General features: G+C 65.2%; 18 protein-coding genes and 1 pseudogene. 11 read left to right on the top strand and 8 right to left on the bottom strand.

Going from position 1 to position 17080, the window contains the following annotated elements; translation table 11 throughout:
* Together JDO7802_RS18220 and secA are read right to left on the bottom strand one after the other, a co-directional pair.
* A pseudogene (locus JDO7802_RS18220) lies at positions 1-529 on the bottom strand (hypothetical protein); the annotation flags it as partial.
* Positions 530-680: 151 nt separating this feature from the next.
* Positions 681-3386 (bottom strand): preprotein translocase subunit SecA, encoded by a 2706-nt coding sequence (gene secA / locus JDO7802_RS06465; protein ID WP_055083777.1) that lies wholly within the window; start codon positions 3384-3386, stop codon positions 681-683.
* A gap of 183 nt (positions 3387-3569) precedes the next feature.
* Between secA and JDO7802_RS06460 the strand changes: the two genes are divergently transcribed.
* The 4 genes from JDO7802_RS06460 (at position 3570) to JDO7802_RS18680 (ending at position 6400) form a co-directional block, all read left to right on the top strand.
* Positions 3570-4406, top strand: a complete 837-nt coding sequence (locus JDO7802_RS06460; RefSeq protein ID WP_055083775.1) for a peptidylprolyl isomerase — start codon at positions 3570-3572, stop codon at positions 4404-4406.
* A 4-nt stretch (positions 4407-4410) separates the two neighbouring features.
* On the top strand, positions 4411-5751 hold the full coding sequence (gene argJ, locus JDO7802_RS06455) for a bifunctional glutamate N-acetyltransferase/amino-acid acetyltransferase ArgJ (protein WP_055083773.1): 1341 nt from the start codon (positions 4411-4413) through the stop codon (positions 5749-5751).
* An 11-nt stretch (positions 5752-5762) separates the two neighbouring features.
* Entirely contained in the window at positions 5763-6161 is a 399-nt protein-coding gene (gene mutT / locus JDO7802_RS06450; protein ID WP_055084783.1) for an 8-oxo-dGTP diphosphatase MutT, read from the top strand.
* Between the two features lie 110 nt (positions 6162-6271).
* Positions 6272-6400, top strand: coding sequence for a hypothetical protein (locus JDO7802_RS18680; RefSeq protein ID WP_055083771.1), 129 nt, complete (start codon positions 6272-6274; stop codon positions 6398-6400).
* A 78-nt stretch (positions 6401-6478) separates the two neighbouring features.
* Here JDO7802_RS18680 and hemH read toward each other — a convergent pair whose 3' ends face one another.
* Positions 6479-7534, bottom strand: a complete 1056-nt coding sequence (hemH, locus tag JDO7802_RS06440) for a ferrochelatase (protein WP_055083769.1) — start codon at positions 7532-7534, stop codon at positions 6479-6481.
* Positions 7531-8355, bottom strand: a complete 825-nt coding sequence (locus tag JDO7802_RS06435) for a methyltransferase domain-containing protein (protein WP_055083767.1) — start codon at positions 8353-8355, stop codon at positions 7531-7533. The genes hemH and JDO7802_RS06435 overlap by 4 nt, the downstream gene beginning before the upstream one ends.
* Positions 8356-8372: 17 nt before the next feature.
* Between JDO7802_RS06435 and JDO7802_RS06430 the strand changes: the two genes are divergently transcribed.
* From JDO7802_RS06430 to JDO7802_RS06415, 4 genes are read left to right on the top strand one after another with little or no spacing between them, the layout of a single operon-like run.
* Positions 8373-9116: a ComF family protein gene (locus JDO7802_RS06430; protein ID WP_144430541.1), complete on the top strand. Its 744-nt coding sequence runs from the start codon at positions 8373-8375 to the stop codon at positions 9114-9116.
* Between the two features lie 42 nt (positions 9117-9158).
* Positions 9159-9416 carry a glutaredoxin 3 gene (gene grxC, locus JDO7802_RS06425; RefSeq protein ID WP_055083765.1) on the top strand — a complete coding sequence of 86 codons (258 nt, stop codon included), beginning with the start codon at positions 9159-9161 and terminating at the stop codon, positions 9414-9416.
* Positions 9416-10246, top strand: a complete 831-nt coding sequence (locus JDO7802_RS06420; protein WP_055083763.1) for a carbon-nitrogen hydrolase family protein — start codon at positions 9416-9418, stop codon at positions 10244-10246. Before grxC ends, JDO7802_RS06420 begins: the two co-directional genes overlap by 1 nt.
* Complete coding sequence (locus tag JDO7802_RS06415) at positions 10243-10692, top strand: MarR family winged helix-turn-helix transcriptional regulator (protein WP_055083761.1); 450 nt, start codon at positions 10243-10245, stop codon at positions 10690-10692. Before JDO7802_RS06420 ends, JDO7802_RS06415 begins: the two co-directional genes overlap by 4 nt.
* Here JDO7802_RS06415 and JDO7802_RS06410 read toward each other — a convergent pair.
* The gene (locus tag JDO7802_RS06410; protein WP_055083759.1) at positions 10689-11414 is read right to left on the bottom strand and encodes an NYN domain-containing protein; all 726 of its coding nucleotides are present in this window, start codon (positions 11412-11414) and stop codon (positions 10689-10691) included. The genes JDO7802_RS06415 and JDO7802_RS06410 overlap by 4 nt on opposite strands.
* A 63-nt stretch (positions 11415-11477) precedes the next feature.
* On the bottom strand, positions 11478-12404 hold the full coding sequence (gene kce / locus JDO7802_RS06405) for a 3,5-dioxohexanoate:acetyl-CoA acetone transferase (RefSeq protein WP_055083758.1): 927 nt from the start codon (positions 12402-12404) through the stop codon (positions 11478-11480).
* Between the two features lie 37 nt (positions 12405-12441).
* Between kce and JDO7802_RS06400 the strand changes: the two genes are divergently transcribed.
* Positions 12442-13209, top strand: coding sequence for an SDR family oxidoreductase (locus tag JDO7802_RS06400; protein ID WP_055083756.1), 768 nt, complete (start codon positions 12442-12444; stop codon positions 13207-13209).
* Here the strand turns inward: JDO7802_RS06400 and JDO7802_RS06395 are convergent.
* Entirely contained in the window at positions 13206-14318 is a 1113-nt protein-coding gene (locus JDO7802_RS06395; protein WP_055083754.1) for an S-(hydroxymethyl)glutathione dehydrogenase/class III alcohol dehydrogenase, read from the bottom strand. The genes JDO7802_RS06400 and JDO7802_RS06395 overlap by 4 nt on opposite strands.
* Positions 14319-14571: 253 nt before the next feature.
* Here JDO7802_RS06395 and JDO7802_RS06390 point away from each other — a divergent pair, with 253 nt between their 5' ends.
* Positions 14572-14838, top strand: a complete 267-nt coding sequence (locus tag JDO7802_RS06390; protein ID WP_055083752.1) for an I78 family peptidase inhibitor — start codon at positions 14572-14574, stop codon at positions 14836-14838.
* Here JDO7802_RS06390 and JDO7802_RS06385 read toward each other — a convergent pair.
* On the bottom strand, positions 14835-16331 hold the full coding sequence (locus JDO7802_RS06385) for an FAD-dependent oxidoreductase (RefSeq protein ID WP_055083750.1): 1497 nt from the start codon (positions 16329-16331) through the stop codon (positions 14835-14837). The two genes, JDO7802_RS06390 and JDO7802_RS06385, sit on opposite strands and share 4 nt — an antisense overlap.
* 163 nt (positions 16332-16494) lie before the next feature.
* Here JDO7802_RS06385 and rimP point away from each other — a divergent pair, with 163 nt between their 5' ends.
* On the top strand, positions 16495-17079 hold the full coding sequence (gene rimP / locus JDO7802_RS06380) for a ribosome maturation factor RimP (protein ID WP_055083748.1): 585 nt from the start codon (positions 16495-16497) through the stop codon (positions 17077-17079).
* Position 17080 lies beyond the last annotated feature (1 nt).

Here is a 17080-nt window from a genome sequence, read left to right as displayed (position 1 = left end):
CCCGGGCCGTTCCCGCCGCATCCAGTGCGACAGCGATCCGAAGGTCGCCCTGATGAACGTCGGCTCGCAGTCCGGCATCGCACGGCGCAGAGATATCCAGCCCGACCATCGCGCCGGCCAGCGGTGCCGAGGCCACGGTCAGCGTGCAGTCGGGGGCGGCATCGACCGCCGTCACGCCGGGATCGCTGTCCACTCGATCAGATGCTGGGCCCTTGGCCTGCGTCTGTTCCAAGGCCCTGAGCGCGCTTATGGACGGAGAGATCGGTCCGTCGGCGGCTGCCGGCGCGGTTGGGAAAGTGGGACGCGTGACCGGCACGGCCTTTCCGGGAATGGACTGAACCTGTGACACCTGCACGGACGGGCTGTTGAGCAGACGTGTTCCCCCGAACCCGACGGCCGCAACAAGGGCAAGCCCGACCGCAGCAAGACGGACCGGCGACTGTGCCCGCAGCACCGCCGCGACCCCGGCCTTGGCGGCGGGGGTGTCAGTTTCGGGCTGATCCAGTGCGTCGAATTCTTCCTGCGTCATCGATCGATCCTAGGAAACGTGGCGTTGCCGAGGGGATGACGTCGGAATCGGGCGATTGTAGGGAAAGTATCGCGCCATTCGGCGACGATTGAATTCAAGTTCGACTATTGTCGCCCCGGCGGAAACCGGGGCGACCCTTGTCAATCGCCGGTCAGAACGCGCCGTGGCAATGCTTGAATTTCTTGCCCGATCCGCAGGGACAGGGGTCGTTCCGGGCCGGGTCGCCCCAGGTCGTCGGATCGCTTTCCACGAAACCGGGGGACGCCGCGAAGCTGTCGCCGCCGGGCACCGCAGGACCGGAAGATGTCTGCGTCGCATCGGCAACCGCGCGCTGCTGTGCGACGATCTGATCCATCATCTGTTGACGCTCCTCCTCGGACAGGGGGCGGACCTTGGCGAGTTTCCGGGTCACTTCCACACGCAGGGAGTCGAGCATCGTCTCGAACAGCTGAAAGCCTTCGGTCTTGTATTCGTTGAGAGGATCGCGCTGCGCATAACCGCGGAAGCCCACGACAGACCGCAGATGCTCCAACGTCAGAAGATGTTCGCGCCACTTGCCGTCGATCGTCTGAAGCAGGAACTGCTTTTCGATCTGGCGCATCTGTTCCTCGCCGAAGGCATCCAGCTTCTCGGCGGCCAGCTTGTCGGCGGCCTCGTACAGGCGTTCGCGCACGATTTCCTGATCGACGCCATCCTCCTCGGCCCATTCCAGGACCGGCGCATCGACATTTAGGATCTCGATCACCGCGGCATAGAGGCCGGTTGCGTCCCACTGGTCGGCATAGGATCTGGGCGGCAGGTATTCGTCGACCAGATCATCGATCACCTGCTGGCGCATGTCCTCGGCGATCTCTCCGATGTCCTCGGCGTCCATGATTTCCAGGCGCTGCTCGAACACGGCCTTGCGCTGATCGTTCATCACGTCGTCGAATTTCAGCAGCTGCTTGCGCATGTCGAAGTTGCGCCCTTCGACCTTGGCCTGCGCGCGCTCCAGCGACTTGTTCACCCATGGGTGCACGATCGCCTCGCCGTCCTTCATGCCCAGCGTGTTGAGCACTTTTTCCAGCCGTTCGGACCCGAAGATCCGCATCAGGTCGTCGTCCAGCGACAGAAAGAACACCGACCGGCCCGGATCGCCCTGGCGCCCCGACCGGCCACGCAGCTGATTGTCGATGCGGCGGCTTTCGTGCCGTTCGGTCGCCAGCACGAACAGACCGCCCGCGTCCTTGACCTTCTTCTCGGCCTCCGCCTGCTCGGCCTCGATGCGCGTGCGGATCTCATCCGGGTCGGCTTCGGGGTCGGCGGCGATGGCTTCCATGATCTGGAACTCGACGTTGCCGCCCAGTTTGATGTCGGTGCCGCGCCCGGCCATGTTCGTGGCGATCGTCACGGCGCCGAACTTGCCGGCGTCTGCGACGATCTGTGCCTCTTGCTCGTGCTGGCGGGCGTTGAGAACGTTGTGCGGAATTTCGGCCGCCGTCAGAAGCTGTGACAGCATCTCGGACTTTTCGATGGACGTCGTGCCGACCAGAACGGGCTGACCGCTGTCGTGCGCCTTGCGGATCTCGTCGACGACGGCCTGGTACTTTTCCTTGCCGGTGCGATAGACCTGATCGTGCTCGTCCGCGCGTGCGATGGGCCGGTTCGTCGGAACCTCGACCACGCCCAGACCATAGATCGAGGCGAATTCCTCGGCCTCCGTCGTCGCCGTGCCGGTCATGCCCGACAACTTGTCGTAAAGGCGGAAGTAGTTCTGGAACGTCACCGAAGCGAGGGTGACGTTCTCGGGCTGGATCGATACACCTTCCTTGGCCTCGATCGCCTGATGCAGACCGTCGGACAGGCGGCGGCCGGCCATCATGCGGCCGGTGAATTCGTCGATCAGGACGACATCATCGCCGCGCACGATGTAATGCTGATCCTTAATGAAAAGTTTGTGCGCGCGCAGACCCTGGTTGACGTGATGGACGATGGTGGTCGATTCCGGATCGTAGAGCGACTGACCCTCGGGCAGGATGCCGGCGGTCAGCAGACGCTCCTCCAGCCATTCGTTGCCTTCGTCGGTGAAATTCACCGACCGCTGCTTCTCATCCTTGGTAAAGTAATCGTCCTGGATCTCGGGGATCAGGCGGTCGACGCGGGTATAGAGGTCGCTGCGATCCTCGGACGGGCCGGAAATGATGAGCGGCGTGCGCGCCTCGTCGATCAGGATGGAATCCACCTCGTCCACGATAGCATAGTTGTGCCCGCGCTGCGCCATGTCTTCCTTAGAGGAGCGCATATTGTCGCGCAGATAGTCGAACCCCAACTCGTTGTTGGTGGCATAGGTGATGTCGGCCTTGTAGGCGGCACGCTTTTCGTCGTCGGGCTGCTGCGGGACGACGACGCCGGTGGTCAGGCCCAGCGCAGAATAGACCTTGGCCATCCATTCCGCGTCGCGCCGCGCCAGATAATCGTTGACGGTGACGACATGCACGCCCTTGCCCGACAGCGCATTCAGATAGGCGGGGAAGGTCGCGACCAGGGGCTTGCCCTCGCCTGTCTTCATCTCGGAGATGTTACCTTCGTGCAGGAAGATCCCGCCCAGAAGCTGCGTGTCGAACGCCCTTAGGCCCAGCGCGCGCCGGGCCGCTTCGCGGCAGTTGGCAAAGGCTTCGGGCAGCAGATCGTCCAGCGACTCGCCATTTTTCGCACGGACGGACAGCGCTCGTGTCCGCTCCTTTATGCCGTCGTCGGACAGGGCGGCGAACTCCGGCTCCAGCGCATTGATCCGTTCGACGGTCTTCAGCGTCGCCTTGACCTTGCGGTCGTTTGGCGTGCCGAACACCTTCTTCGCGATTGCACCAAGTCCAAGCATGTTTCGTCCCGTCTCTCGCGCCCTTGCCCACCGTGTCATGGCCCCATAGACACAAGGGGAAATCACGGGCGGGCGCGGTGAAAATCAATCTTCATCGCACTTAAGACCCGCCCCCACGGGTGTCAACGAACGCCCCTTGGGACGCCTCGAAACAAAGGGCCACGTGGCCTGAAAGGACCTGCAATGAAACACCTTCTGATCGGGGCCGCGGCCCTTGCACTGACCGCCCCGGCCTTTGCCGACGGCCACACCGCCGTGACGGCCGATACCGTTTTGGCGACGGTCAACGGCACCGACATCACGCTGGGCCATGTCATCGCCCTGCGCAGCCGATTGCCGCAGGAATACCTGCAACTGCCCGACGAGACGCTGTTCGACGGCATGGTCGACCAGATCATCCAGCAACAGGTGCTGGCCGATGCGACCGAGCGCACGAAAGCGATCGAGATCGGGCTGGAGAACGAAACCCGCGCCTTCATCGCCGGCCAGGAAATCGATCGTCTGTCGTCGCAGCCGATCGACGAGGCCGCGGTCCAGGCCGCCTATGAGGCCGCCTACGGCGACGCCGAAGCCGCGCCGGAATTCAATGCCAGCCACATTCTGGTCGAAACCGAGGAGGAGGCGTTGGAGCTGGTGTCCGCATTGGAAGGCGGAGCCGACTTCGCCGACCTGGCGCGCGCGGAATCGACCGGGCCGTCGGGCCCCAACGGCGGTCAGCTGGGCTGGTTCGGGCCGGGGATGATGGTGCCGGAATTCGAGCAGGCCGTGACGGACCTGGAGGCCGGGGCGGTATCCGCGCCCGTGCAGACCCAGTTCGGCTGGCATGTCATCAAACTCAACGAGACGCGTCAGCAGGAAGTCCCCGGTCTGGAACAGGTCCGCGCCGAGATCGAACCCCAGGTACAACAGGCCGCCGTCGCGGCCGCGCTGGACGCATTGACCGAAGCGGCCGACGTGACCCGGACCGAGGTGGAGATCGACCCCGCGCTGATCCGCGACCAAGACCTTCTGTCGGAGTGACGTGATGGGCAAGGGCGGGAAAGGCGACAAGAAAAAGGGTAAGGGGACCAAGAAAAAGGAGCTCCGCGCCCGCATCGCGGAGCTGGAGGCGCAGATCGCGGGACCGAAAGGCCCGCTCGTCTCTCCTCTGGCGCCTGACTTTCCCGACCTGTCCGCAATCGACGGCGTCCGCTTCGCGACCGCGAAGGCGGGCGTCAAATACAAGGGCCGCACCGACGTCATGCTGGCCGAAATCGCCGCTGGATCGGCGGTGGCCGGTGTCTTCACCACCTCGTCGACGCGGTCGGCGGCGGTGCGCGATTGCCAGGCCAAGCTCAAGAAGCGCGGCGCGTCGGGCGGCTGGGCCATCCTGGTCAATTCGGGCAATTCCAACGCCTTTACCGGTGCGGCGGGCGATGCGTCGGTCGACGCGATCTGCACGGGTGTCAGCCACGCGTTGGGGTTGCCCGCCTCCCGCGTGCTGACCTCCTCGACCGGCGTCATCGGGGAGCCGCTGGCCCACGACCGCATCACCGCCGTCCTTGACCGGATGGCGACCAAGCTGGACGCGGGCAAGATGGACCGTGCCGCCCACGCCATCATGACGACGGACACCTTCCCAAAGGGGACCACCCGCACGGTGGATCTGGACGGCACGACCGTCACGCTGGCCGGGATCGCCAAGGGATCGGGCATGATCGCGCCCGACATGGCGACGATGCTGGCCTATGTATTCACCGATGCAAAGATCGCAGATCGCGCGTTGCAGACGATGCTGTCGGACCTGACGACATCGACCTTCAACGCGGTCACCGTGGACAGTGACACCTCCACCTCCGATACGCTGATCGTCGCGGCGACGGGTCAAGCCGGAAACGCGGAAATACCGTCGGCGCGCACGAAAGCGGGCAAAGATTTCAAGGCCGCCCTTCATGCGGTGCTGCACGATCTGGCGCTGCAACTGGCGATGGACGGCGAAGGTGCGACCAAATTGATCGAAGTGGAGGTTACGGGGGCAGCCAACACGCTGGACGCCCGCCGCGTCGCCTCGGCCATCGCGAACTCCCCCTTGGTCAAGACGGCCATCGCAGGGGAGGACCCGAACTGGGGCCGCGTCGTCATGGCCGTGGGCAAATCGGGCGCGCGGGCCGACCGGGACAAGCTGACCATTCGGTTCGGGGATATCGTGGTCGCCGAAGGTGGCCAGCGCAGCGCCGGATATACGGAAGACGCGGGGGCCAGCTACATGAAGCGCGACCGGATCCTGCTGTCGGTGGACCTGGGGTTGGGGGCCGCGACGGACCGGATGTGGACGTGTGATTTGACGTATCGCTATATCGAGATCAACGCAGATTACCGGTCGTGACGGAAACGACGCTGCGCTCGGTCCTCGTCTCGGCGGTCGCTTTGGTGGACGTCGACGGGCGCGTCCTTCTGGCGCGGCGCCCCGAAGGGAAATCCATGGCCGGTCTGTGGGAATTTCCCGGCGGCAAGGTGGAAGCGGGCGAGACCCCGGAAATCGCCCTCATCCGTGAATTGCAGGAGGAGCTGGGCATCGACACCTGGGCCAGCTGCCTTGCCCCGTTGACTTTTGCATCCCACACCTACGACGATTTTCACCTGCTGATGCCGTTGTTCGTGTGCCGCAAATGGCAGGGCCAGCCGATCGCGCGCGAAGGCCAAACCCTGAAGTGGGTGCGCCCGAAGGACATGCGAGACTATCCAATGCCCCCCGCCGACATCCCGCTCATTCCGATCTTGCGCGATTGGCTCTGATCGGGACGGAAAAGTGCGGAAATTTTAAGCTGTTTGAAACAATCCGCTTTCCTCGGCCGGATTTCGTCTTAAAAAAGACATACACGACGCGCGCCAACGGAGGAAACGGCATGCTCAAGACAATCGAAATAGGAAACTACCTGTCGATCCAGGGTCGCCTTGAAGAGATGCTGAGCGATGGCCTGTGCCGCGTTCGCGTCGGCGCACGGATCTTCACGGGTCGCCTCATCAGCACCTGACCCCACCGAAACCCGACGAAACAGAAAGCCCCGCGCATCCCAGGATCGCGGGGCTTTTTTATGGTCGGAAGGTCCTTGTCAGACCCAGCCTTTGAGGTTGTCGTCGATGATCGAACAGAGCGCGTCGATATGCGCCGGCTGATCGTTCAGGCAGGGGATGTAGTGGAAATGCTCTCCGCCCGCCTCCTCGAAGCTCTCTTTGATTTCCTCGTTGATCTCTTCGAGCGTCTCGATGCAGTCGGCCGAAAATGCGGGCGCGCAGACGGCGATGTTCTTCTTGCCGTCTTCCTCGGCCAGGCGCGCGACTTCCTCCACGGTGTACGGCTTCAGCCATTCCTCGGGGCCGAACTTCGACTGGAAGGTCGTCTTGATCTTGTGCTCGGGCCAGCCCAGCTTCTCGCGCAGCAGGCGCGTCGTCTTCTGGCACTGGCAATGGTACGGATCGCCCTGCATCAGATACCGCTTGGGCACCCCGTGGTATGAACACACCAAAATATCCGGTTCCACATCCATCGCGTCGTAAGCAGTCTGGATCGAAGCGGCGAGCGCGGTGATATAGCGGTCATCATTGTAGTAGGGCGCAACCGTCCGGGCGTTCGGCTGCCACGTCAGCTTCATCAACGCGCGGTAGAATTGATCGATGGCAGTGGCCGACGTGGCACCGGCGTAGTGCGGATAAAGCGGGAAGAACACGATGCGGTCGCAGCCGGCGGCCTGCATCTCCTCGACCTTGGAAATGGTCGACGGGTTGCCGTAGCGCATGCAGTAATCGACCATCACGTCCGGGCCATAGGTCGCTTGCATCCGCGCCTTGATCGCAGCGGTCTGCGCCTTGGTGATGGTCGCCAGCGGGCTTTCCCCATCCTCGTGATTCCAGATCGACTTGTAGGCCGCACCCGAACGGAAGGGTCGCGACGTCAGAATCACGCCCTGAAGCAGCGGCTGCCAGAGAAACGGCGAGTAATCGATGACGCGGCGGTCCGACAGGAATTCCGAAAGGTAGCGGCGCATCGACCAATAGTCGTATCCGTCCGGCGTCCCGAGGTTCGCCAGCAGGACCCCGACCTTGCCCATCCGGACCTTGGGGTGATCTGGCCCCGCGTGGGGCAACGACTGGAATCCTGCGTCTTTCATCGGTTCGGTCCTTTGTCTGCGCCCAGTTCCGGCACGCCCAGCGCATCCGCCAAGCGGGCCTGCGCCGATCCGGGACGCAGGGGTTTCTGTTGGGTGTCGCTGGGGGCCCAGCCCGTCAGGAACACCGTTTCGAAGGTCGCGCGAATACCGTCCCCGTCGGGGAAGGCCGCACGATAGAGGCGGTTGGCCACCTTGAAAAGATCGCGCGGGGGGGTGCGGCGATGACGCGCGGCCAGGGCATTCGTCTCGCCCATGGCGCGCAGATCGCGCGTTAGATGCGCGATATCGCGGTAGCGGACGGTGATCGGCAAGCGATCGGCAACCGGCAGCGCCAGCCCCGCGCGGCCCAGCAGGGCGCCCAGATCGCGGATTTCACCCATCGGGGCCACGCGGGGGGACAGCCCCCCCATGATCTCCGTTTCGGCTTGGCCCAGCGCGGCGCGAAGCTCCGTCAGGGTCTCGCCGCCCAGCGTGGCGACCAGCAGAAGCCCGTCCTCGCGCAGCGCGCGACGGCATTGGATCAACTGACCCACTGGATCGTCGGCCCAATGCAGGCACATCGCGTGAACGATCACGTCGTGCGCCCCTTGGCCCAACGGCAGCGTATCCGCGGCTCCGATCATGGTCGCGCCGGGCACCGCATCCGACCAGACGTCGGGATGCCCCGTGATCACCGCCGCGTCCGTAAAGGTTCTGTTAACGTCTTTGAGTCTTTCCTGAACTTCGTCGATCGCCAGCTCGTGCAGGAACCACGCGGATCCGTCCGCGCGGGCGCGGTGCCGCATCAGAGCATCTTGGTCGGTCAGGGTCGGTTGCGACATGAAGGGGGAGTTAGGTCATGCAGGCTGCGTTGCAAAGGGTGGGCGCGCGTGCCGTCACGGTGCTGCGCGATGCCCTCTATCCCGTGACCTGCCTGATGTGCGACGCGCGGGTCGAGGAGGAGGGCGCGCTCTGCCCGGCCTGCTGGGCCGATACGCCCTTCCTGTCGGGGGCCTGCTGCGAATTATGCGGCACCAATCTGCCGGGCGAAGACGACGGCGGCATGTGGTGCGACGACTGCCTGACGCTGGGGCGCCCATGGGACGAGGGGCACGCGGCGATGGCCTATGCGGGCACGGGGCGCCGTCTGGTTCTGTCGTTCAAGCACGGGGACCGGACCGAACTGGCGACCGGGGCCGCCCGCTGGATCCACCGCCGTGCGCGCGACATCCTGACCGATCGCACCCTTCTGGTGCCCGTCCCGGTCCACCGCTGGCGGCTTTTGCGGCGGCGCTACAATCAGGCGGCGCTGCTGGCAAAGGCGCTGGCGCTGCGCACCGGCGGCCCGTGCGACGTGATGGCCCTGACGCGCCACCGCCAGACGCTAAGCCAGGATCACCGCTCCGTCCCCGATCGGTTCGCCAACATCGCGGATGCGATCAGCGTGACACCCGGTGCGGACATCGCGGGACGCCATGTCGCCGTGGTCGACGATGTGATGACGTCCGGGGCCACATTGGCCGCCTGCGCCGATGCATTGCGCCAAGCCGGCGCCGCCCGAATCAGCGTGCTGATTCTCGCCCGCGTTGCGAAGGACCGCTGACGCCATATATGCATGGGCCAAACCGCATCAGGAGCCGCGCCCATGAAAGCCGTCGAAATCTACACCCAGCCGCGCTGCGGTTTCTGCACCGCTGCCGTCCGCCTGCTGACGCAGAAGGGCGCACCGGTGACCGAAATAGACGCCGCGCGCGGCTCCCCCCGCCGGGCGGAAATGATTCAGCGGGCGAACGGCAGGTCGTCCACGCCGCAGATCTTCATCGGTGACACGCATGTGGGCGGCTGCGACGACCTTTTCGCGCTGCAGGATGCGGGCAAGCTCGACGCGCTGCTGACGTCTTGATGCGGGCGGGCCTTCTGCAACTGAGCGTCACGGACGATCCGGCGGAGAATCTGGCGGTGACGCTGGATCTGCTGGCCGATGCCGTGCGGCAGGGGGCCGAGATCGTGCTCACGCCCGAGGTCACGAATTGTCTGTCGTTCGACCGGGTCCGCCAACGCGACATCCTGCGCCCCGAGGTGCGCGATCCGACGCTGGCCGGGCTGCGCGACGCGGCAAGGTCGCATGGCGTCTGGGTCCTGATCGGCAGTCTGGCCCTGCGCACCGCCGATCCCGAGGGACGGTTCGCCAACCGCTCGTTCCTGATCGATCCGTCCGGTCAGATCGTCGCGCGCTATGACAAGATCCATATGTTCGACGTGACGGTGTCGGAGGCGGAGACATTCCGCGAATCGGCTGCATACCGACCGGGAACGAAGGCGACCCTGGCCCGGACGCCCTGGGGCAAGATCGGCATGACGGTTTGCTATGACCTGCGCTTTCCCGAACTCTATCGCGCACTGGCCCGCGAAGGCGCTGCTTTCCTGACGGTGCCCGCGGCCTTTACCGCCACCACGGGGGCCGCCCATTGGGAAATTCTGCTGCGCGCCCGCGCGATCGAGACGGGATGTTTCGTCATCGCGCCCGCGCAGACCGGGACCCACGCGGTAACGGCCGAGCGGACCTTGCGGACCCATGGCCATGCCATGATCGTCGCCCCCTGGGGGGAGGTCGTGCTGGACGCGGGAACCGAACCCGGTGCCTTCGTCGTCGACATCGACCCCGATGCGGTCACCGCCGCCCGCGCGCGCATCCCGTCGATCCACGCCGAACGGTCGTGGGAGGGACCATGAGCGACGAATCCGACAAACTTGCCGTCACGCTTTTCAGCGAAATGCTCGTCGCAGATCAGCTGGTCCGCGCGCGCCTGTCCCGTGCCTTGCCCAAGGGGATGGAGCTGTCGCATTTCGCCGTCCTGAATTATCTGGCGCAAACCCCGGTGGAGCGCAGCCCGACCGATCTGGCCCGCACCTTCCACCTGACGCGGGGAGCGATGACCAATACCCTGAACCGTCTGGAATGGGCCGGGCATATCCATGTGCGGCCCGACTGGGACGATGCCCGGCGCAAGCGTGTCGCCATCAGTCCCGCCGGGACCGCCGCGCGCGACGCCGCGCTGGCCGCGATCCTGCCGATCATGTCGAACGCGGTCGACAACATCGGGCTACAGCGCACCCGCGCCGCCATCCCTGTCCTACGCGAGATCCGGCAGAAGTTCGACGGCCCCGCCGAAAGCTAGTCCCGGCGACGCACCATGAGTTGGTTGCCGTCCTTGCGCGTCTCGAGCCGCTTGATGTCGCCGATCAGCTCGCTCAGCTTGCGCTTGCCGTACGTCCGCGTGTCGAAATCGGGAACGGCGGCCACGATGGTCGAGCCGAGGGCCCCCAGGGCGACCCAATCGTCATCCTGTTCCATCTTCTCCATCGCGCTGATGATCAGGGGCAACGCATCCTGCGGCTTTTTCTTGGTCGAAGACACCGCCCTTGCCGCCGGTCCATCGGCCGTCGGCTCCGTCGCATCGTCCTGGAGGTTTTCGATCAGGATGAAGCGATTGCACACGTTGCGCAGCGACACCGGGGCCTTGCCCTCGCCGATGCCGAACACGTCCAGACCCTCCTCGCGGATGCGGGAGGCGAGACGGGTGAAATCGCTGTCGGACGACACCAGCACAAAGCCGTCGAACCGCCCGGCGTGCAGGATATCCATCGCGTCGATCACCAGGCCGATGTCGCTGGCGTTCTTACCCTTGGTGTTGGCCGTTTCCTGATGTGCGACCAGACCCAGTTCCAGCACCTTGTCCGCCCAGTTGCGCAGCGCGCCCGACGACCAATCGCCGTAAACGCGGCGCAGGGCCGGCTCCCCCAGCGTGGTGATTTCCTTCAGGATCGCTTCGGCGAACTTGGCGGGAATGTTGTCGGCGTCTATCAGAACGGCAAGCAGGGGGCGGTCGCGTTGGGCCATGGGGGTCTCCTTTGCGTGACGCCTATCGGAGGGGTCAGCAGGCGTCCACGAGGAAGGGGGAACTCAGAACCCGACGCGGTCCCCGCCTTTGAGGTCCAGCATTACGCGGGCGTCCGCAGGTGTCGCCACCTGCAGCCCCAGCGCCTCGATCAGCTGACGCGCCTTGGTGACCTGCTGCGCGTTCGTTTCAGCCAGTTGACCCGGGGCGAGCCAGAGGCTGTCCTCCAACCCCACGCGGACATGGCCGCCCAACGTCACCGATTGCAGCGCGATGGCCATCTGGTTCTTGCCCGCCCCCAACACCGACCATTCGTAGGCGTCGCCGAACAATCGATCCGCCGTCCGCTTCATATGCATGACGTCTTCGGGATGCGGACCGATCCCGCCCAGCAGGCCGAAAACCGACTGCACGAAGAACGGCGGCTTCACGAGGCCCCGGTCGACGAAATGCGCCAGCGTGTAAAGGTGTCCGATGTCGTAGCATTCGATCTCGAACCGGGTGCCGTTTTCGGCGCAGGTGGTCAGGATGTATTCGATGTCGGCAAAGGTGTTGCGGAAGATGCGGTCTTTCGACCCTTCCAGATACGGCCTTTCCCAATCGTGTTGCAGGTCGCGGTAGCGGTCGAGCATCGGATAGAGGCCGAAGTTCATGGACCCCATGTTGAGCGATGCCACCTCGGGCGCGAAATGCGCCGCCGGTTTCACCCGCTCCTCCACCAGCATCGTGGGCGCGCCGCCCGTGGTGATGTTGATGACGGCATCGCAGCCCTGCTTGATGACGCCCAGGATCGGGGCGAAGGCGTCGAGGGATTGATCGGGTTTGCCCGTGTCGGGGTCGCGCGCGTGAACGTGGACGAGGGCGGCACCCGCCTGCGCGGCCCCAATGGCGGCGTCGGCGATTTCGGACGGCGTGATCGGCAGGTGGGGCGACATGCTGGGCGTGTGGATCGCGCCGGTGACGGCGCAGGTGATCATGACCTTGCGGGGCATCCTCTCCTCCTGTTTCCTCCATTGTGGGAGGGGTGCCATGGACATGCAACTGAAAGATGCCCGCGTCATCGTGACGGCCGGGGCATCGGGGATCGGGCGCGAGATCGTGCAGGCCTTCGTCGACGAAGGCGCGCGGGTCGTGACCTGCGATATCGACGAGGGTGCGTTGGCGGACCTGTCCGGTGGCGTCCTCGGGCTGGTTTGCGATGTGTCGGATGCGGACGCGGCGGGCGCGTTTATGGCCGACGCCATCGCGTATCTGGGCGGGCTCGACGCCTTGGTGAACAACGCCGGGATCGCCGGACCGACTGCGGGGATCGCGGACATCGATCCGCACGACTGGGCACGCACGCTCGACGTCTGCTTGACCGGGCATTTCAACATCACGCGGGCCGCCGTCGGTGCCCTCAGGAAGAGCGACAACGCCTCGATCACCAATATGTCGTCGGCCGCCGGACGGCTCGGGTTCGCCAACCGGGCGGCGTATGCGGCGGCCAAGTGGGGCGTGATCGGGTTCACCAAGTCGCTGGCCCTGGAACTCGGACCGGACCGCATCCGGGCAAACGCGATCCTGCCGGGGTTGGTTGCAGGCGACCGTCAGCGTCGTGTGATGGAGGCGCGTTCGCAAGCGCAGGGCAAGACGATGGCGCAGATCGAGGCCGACGCCTTTGCCCATGTGTCGATCAAGGATTATGTCACCGCACGCCAGATTGCCGATCAGGTGTTGATGCTGGCGTCCCCGCGCGGCCGGACCGTGTCGGGTCAGGCCATCGCGGTGGACGGGGATCTGGGGATGCTGGGCTAGTAGAGCACAACCGAGCGGATCGATTTCCCCGCATGCATCAGGTCGAACCCCTTGTTGATTTCCGACAGCGGCATGGTGTGGGTGATCATCGGGTCGATCTCGATCTTGCCGTCCATGTACCAATCGACGATTTTCGGCACGTCCGTCCGCCCCCGTGCGCCGCCGAAGGCTGTGCCGCGCCAGACGCGGCCCGTGACCAATTGGAAGGGCCGGGTGGAAATTTCGGCACCCGCCGGGGCAACGCCGATGATGATCGATTCGCCCCACCCTTTGTGCGCGGATTCAAGGGCTTGCCGCATCACGTCGACATTGCCGGTGGCGTCGAATGTATAGTCGGCCCCGCCGCCCGTAAGGTTAACAAGATATGAAACGATGTCGCCATCGACCTCTGACGGGTTGACGAAATCGGTCATTCCAAAGCGCGTGGCCATTTCCACCTTGGAAGGATTGAGGTCGACGCCCAAGATCCGGTCGGCACCGGCCAGTCGCAGGCCCTGTATGACGTTGAGCCCGATGCCGCCCAAACCGAAAACGATGGCCGTGCTTCCAATCTCCACCTTGGCGGTGTTGATGACGGCGCCGATGCCGGTGGTGACGCCGCACCCGATGTAGCAGATCTTGTCGAAGGGCGCGTCCTTGCGCACCTTGGCCAGCGCGATTTCGGGCACGACGGAATGGTTCGCGAAGGTCGAGCAGCCCATGTAATGCAGGATCGGCGTGCCATCGAGCATGGAAAAACGCGACGTGCCGTCGGGCATCAGGCCCTTGCCCTGGGTCGCGCGGACCCGCTGGCACAGGTTCGTCTTGGGGTTCAGACAGTATTCGCAGGTGCGACATTCGGGCGTGTAGAGCGGGATGACGTGGTCCCCCACCTCCAGCGAGGTGACGCCTTCGCCGATTTCCACCACGACGCCCGCGCCTTCGTGCCCCAGGATCGCGGGGAACAGGCCTTCGGGGTCGGCCCCCGACAGGGTAAACTCGTCTGTGTGGCAGATGCCGGTGGCCTTCATTTCGACCAGGACCTCGCCGGCTTTCGGCCCGTCCAGATTGACCTCCATGATCTCGAGCGGTTTTCCGGCCTGGATGGCGACGGCGGCGGTGGTGCGCATGGTATTCTCCTGTTTGGGCCAAGGTGAAGGAGACGGGCGAAGGGGGCAAGCCGTGACCGGGCGGCGCGGCGCGGAACAAGAAAATCTTGTCTGAATGGAAGGGGTGATCCACGGGTGATCTACGGGTGATCTACGTCCGACACGATTGTGGATTGACGCAGGCGCCGTTCGGCCCTTGTCGCGGGCCGGGCTGGTGCGCGGGCGGGCAACCATCCTAGGATCGGCCTGCCCCACCCCACCGGAGACCGCCGAGATGAAACCGACCGTATTTTTTCTGCTGACGCTGACCGCGCTTGCAGGATGCAAGGACGATCGCGTGGCCGCCGCCCCGCCCGATGCCTGCGGCGCGCAGGGATACCGGTCGCTGATCGGAACGCCTTTGGCGGCGGTGACCCTTCCGGCGGATCTGGACATGCGGATCGTCGGACCGGGCCGGATCGGGACAACGGATTACCGCCCCGAACGCCTCAACATCGAGGTGGACGAGGCGGGGACGATCACCGATCTGTCCTGCGGCTAGGCCGGAACCGGCCCACCCGCCGCCTGCATTTCCAAGTGAAGCGCGGCCAGATCGCCGTCGCGCCCGGCGGTGACGGCGGCCATCACCAGCCCATCCTTGAGGTAGCGGGCGAGAAAGTCGCCGGTCGGATCGCCGTCGAAGACGATCTCGTCCCACTCCGTCGCATGGCCCAGATAGCGGTATTGCCGTGCCAGCGCGGTCCAGAAGAACGGGATATCGCCCGGCACGTCCTGCCCCAGAAAGGCGCGGGCGGCGTTGCGGCCGTGTTGCTGCGCGACGCGCCAGTGTTCGATGCGGGCAGTGCCGAACGCGGTGGGCACGGTGGCGCAATCGCCTGCGACGAAAACGCCGGGATGACCGGGGACGGACAGATCGCGTCCGGTCGCCACGCTGCCATCGTCGATCAGGGGCAGACCGTCGAGCGCGGCGGTGGCGGGCTTCACCCCCAAGGCCAGAACGACGATATCGGCATCGAGGACGGTGCCATCGGCCAGGGTCACGCCGGTGGCCATGTCGGTGCCCGCGACGCCCGACACGTCGGCCCCGGTGACGAAGGTGACGCCCGCCGCGCGATGTTCCGCCAGGATGGCCTGCGCGATGCGCTCGCCCAGCACGTTGGCCAGCGGCAGGTCTTCGCGCAGAACGACCGTGACGGACAGGCCGCGCTTGGTCAGCGACAGCGCCCCCTCCATCCCGATGAAGCCACCGCCGACGAAAATCGCGCTTTCGGCATCGGTCGCGGCCGTGGACAGGGCCGCCGCATCGTCGCCGCAGCGCAGGACGTGGACACCGGGCAGGTCGGCCCCGGGCCAGTCGGGGCGAATCGCCACGCCGCCGGGGGCCACCAGCAGACCGTCGAAGGCCAGACGCCCGCCATCGTCCGTCAGCACATGGGCCCCGTCGATGCCGGTGACGGACCCTTCGATCAGCGTGATGTCCAGATCGGCCATCGCGCGCGCGCCGGTCAGGATCAGATCGTCTGGCGTCTTGTCGCCCGTCAGAACGGCTTTGGACAACATGGTGCGGTCGAGCGGTTGCCCGGTCGGAGAGACCAGCTCGATCGTGCCCGCGAAGCCGCCCTCCCGCAGGGCATGGCTGCAAGCGTCGCCCGCGGCCCCCGCACCGACGATGACGAAGCGGCGCGGATCGCTGCCCTGGCGGGCGTGATCGGGGGCGACGTGGTCCGACGGATGTTCGGGCACCTCCACGATGACGCGGCCGTCGCGCTGCACGACGTCGTAGCGGCGCAGGTCGCCCCGGCCCGGTGGCTGCGTCTGCTTGCCGGTCCGCGCGTCGAAACAGGCGTGATGGAAGGCGCAGACCAATGTGCCGTCACGGACCACGCCCTTGGACAGCGGCAGGCCCAGATGCGGGCAGGTCGGAGCCATGGCGGATACGTCGTTGCCGAAGCGGATCAGCAGGACGGACGCATCCTCGGGCTGAAACGGGGTGCCTTCGGGGATGTCGGTCAGGGCGATGTCGAGGGTGGGCATGGGCGCTCTCCTGCGGGGGTCTGAGACATATCTGTTGCAACGCTTGCATGTTTCCACGCCTGTCCCTATATCCCCTTCAACAGCGGCGGCCTTCGGGCCCCACCGGATAAGACAACGGGCCGCGTGCCCGTTTTTTTGTGTCCCAACCCATGCCAAGGATTTCATGTCAGACCTGATCGCCAAGACCGCGCTGGACAAGCGCCTCGCCGACATCGTCACCCCCGTCATCGAGGACATGGGGTTCGAGTTGGTGCGGCTGCGCCTGATGTCGGGCAAGAACGCCCTGCTGCAGATCATGGCGGATCGGCCCGACGGCGGAATCGAAGTGGACGAATTGGCGCGGATTTCGACGGATCTGTCGGCGGTTCTGGACGTGGAAGACCCGATTTCCGAGGAATACACGCTGGAAGTCAGCAGCCCCGGCATCGACCGCCCGCTGACGCGGATCAAGGACTTTGACGTCTGGGCCGATTACGAAGCCCGCATCGAGACGGAAGAGTTGATCGACGGGCAGCGCCGGTTCAAAGGCTGGCTGCGCGGGACGGAAGACGACGAAGTGCTGATCGAGATCGAGCAGGGCAAGGAGACGCCCACCATCGGTCTGAAGTTCGATTGGCTGTCGGATGCCAAGCTTATCCTGACGGATGAGCTGATCCGGGACGTGCTGAAGAATCGCAAGGACAAGGGTCAGATCGACGAGACCCAGTTCGACGAAGTAAAGACGCTCATTGACGGTGAGGAAGACTGAC

Origin of the sequence: Jannaschia donghaensis (assembly GCF_001403795.1) — a bacterium.
GTDB lineage: Bacteria > Pseudomonadota > Alphaproteobacteria > Rhodobacterales > Rhodobacteraceae > Jannaschia > Jannaschia donghaensis.
The sequence above is the reverse complement of the archived record's forward strand: the minus strand, read 5'-3'. Positions and strand labels throughout refer to the sequence as shown.

Excerpts from the sequence above, each read along its gene's own strand:
- secA (WP_055083777.1), bottom strand. The coding sequence starts at position 3,386 with ATGCTTGGACTTGGTGCAATCGCGAAGAAGGTGTTCGGCACGCCAAAC.
- JDO7802_RS06460 (WP_055083775.1), top strand. The coding sequence starts at position 3,570 with ATGAAACACCTTCTGATCGGGGCCGCGGCCCTTGCACTGACCGCCCCG.
- argJ (WP_055083773.1), top strand. The coding sequence starts at position 4,411 with ATGGGCAAGGGCGGGAAAGGCGACAAGAAAAAGGGTAAGGGGACCAAG.
- JDO7802_RS18680 (WP_055083771.1), top strand. The coding sequence starts at position 6,272 with ATGCTCAAGACAATCGAAATAGGAAACTACCTGTCGATCCAGGGTCGC.
- hemH (WP_055083769.1), bottom strand. The coding sequence starts at position 7,534 with ATGAAAGACGCAGGATTCCAGTCGTTGCCCCACGCGGGGCCAGATCAC.
- JDO7802_RS06435 (WP_055083767.1), bottom strand. The coding sequence starts at position 8,355 with ATGTCGCAACCGACCCTGACCGACCAAGATGCTCTGATGCGGCACCGC.
- JDO7802_RS06430 (WP_144430541.1), top strand. The coding sequence starts at position 8,373 with ATGCAGGCTGCGTTGCAAAGGGTGGGCGCGCGTGCCGTCACGGTGCTG.
- grxC (WP_055083765.1), top strand. The coding sequence starts at position 9,159 with ATGAAAGCCGTCGAAATCTACACCCAGCCGCGCTGCGGTTTCTGCACC.
- JDO7802_RS06420 (WP_055083763.1), top strand. The coding sequence starts at position 9,416 with ATGCGGGCGGGCCTTCTGCAACTGAGCGTCACGGACGATCCGGCGGAG.
- JDO7802_RS06415 (WP_055083761.1), top strand. The coding sequence starts at position 10,243 with ATGAGCGACGAATCCGACAAACTTGCCGTCACGCTTTTCAGCGAAATG.
- JDO7802_RS06410 (WP_055083759.1), bottom strand. The coding sequence starts at position 11,414 with ATGGCCCAACGCGACCGCCCCCTGCTTGCCGTTCTGATAGACGCCGAC.
- kce (WP_055083758.1), bottom strand. The coding sequence starts at position 12,404 with ATGCCCCGCAAGGTCATGATCACCTGCGCCGTCACCGGCGCGATCCAC.
- JDO7802_RS06400 (WP_055083756.1), top strand. The coding sequence starts at position 12,442 with ATGGACATGCAACTGAAAGATGCCCGCGTCATCGTGACGGCCGGGGCA.
- JDO7802_RS06395 (WP_055083754.1), bottom strand. The coding sequence starts at position 14,318 with ATGCGCACCACCGCCGCCGTCGCCATCCAGGCCGGAAAACCGCTCGAG.
- JDO7802_RS06390 (WP_055083752.1), top strand. The coding sequence starts at position 14,572 with ATGAAACCGACCGTATTTTTTCTGCTGACGCTGACCGCGCTTGCAGGA.
- JDO7802_RS06385 (WP_055083750.1), bottom strand. The coding sequence starts at position 16,331 with ATGCCCACCCTCGACATCGCCCTGACCGACATCCCCGAAGGCACCCCG.
- rimP (WP_055083748.1), top strand. The coding sequence starts at position 16,495 with ATGTCAGACCTGATCGCCAAGACCGCGCTGGACAAGCGCCTCGCCGAC.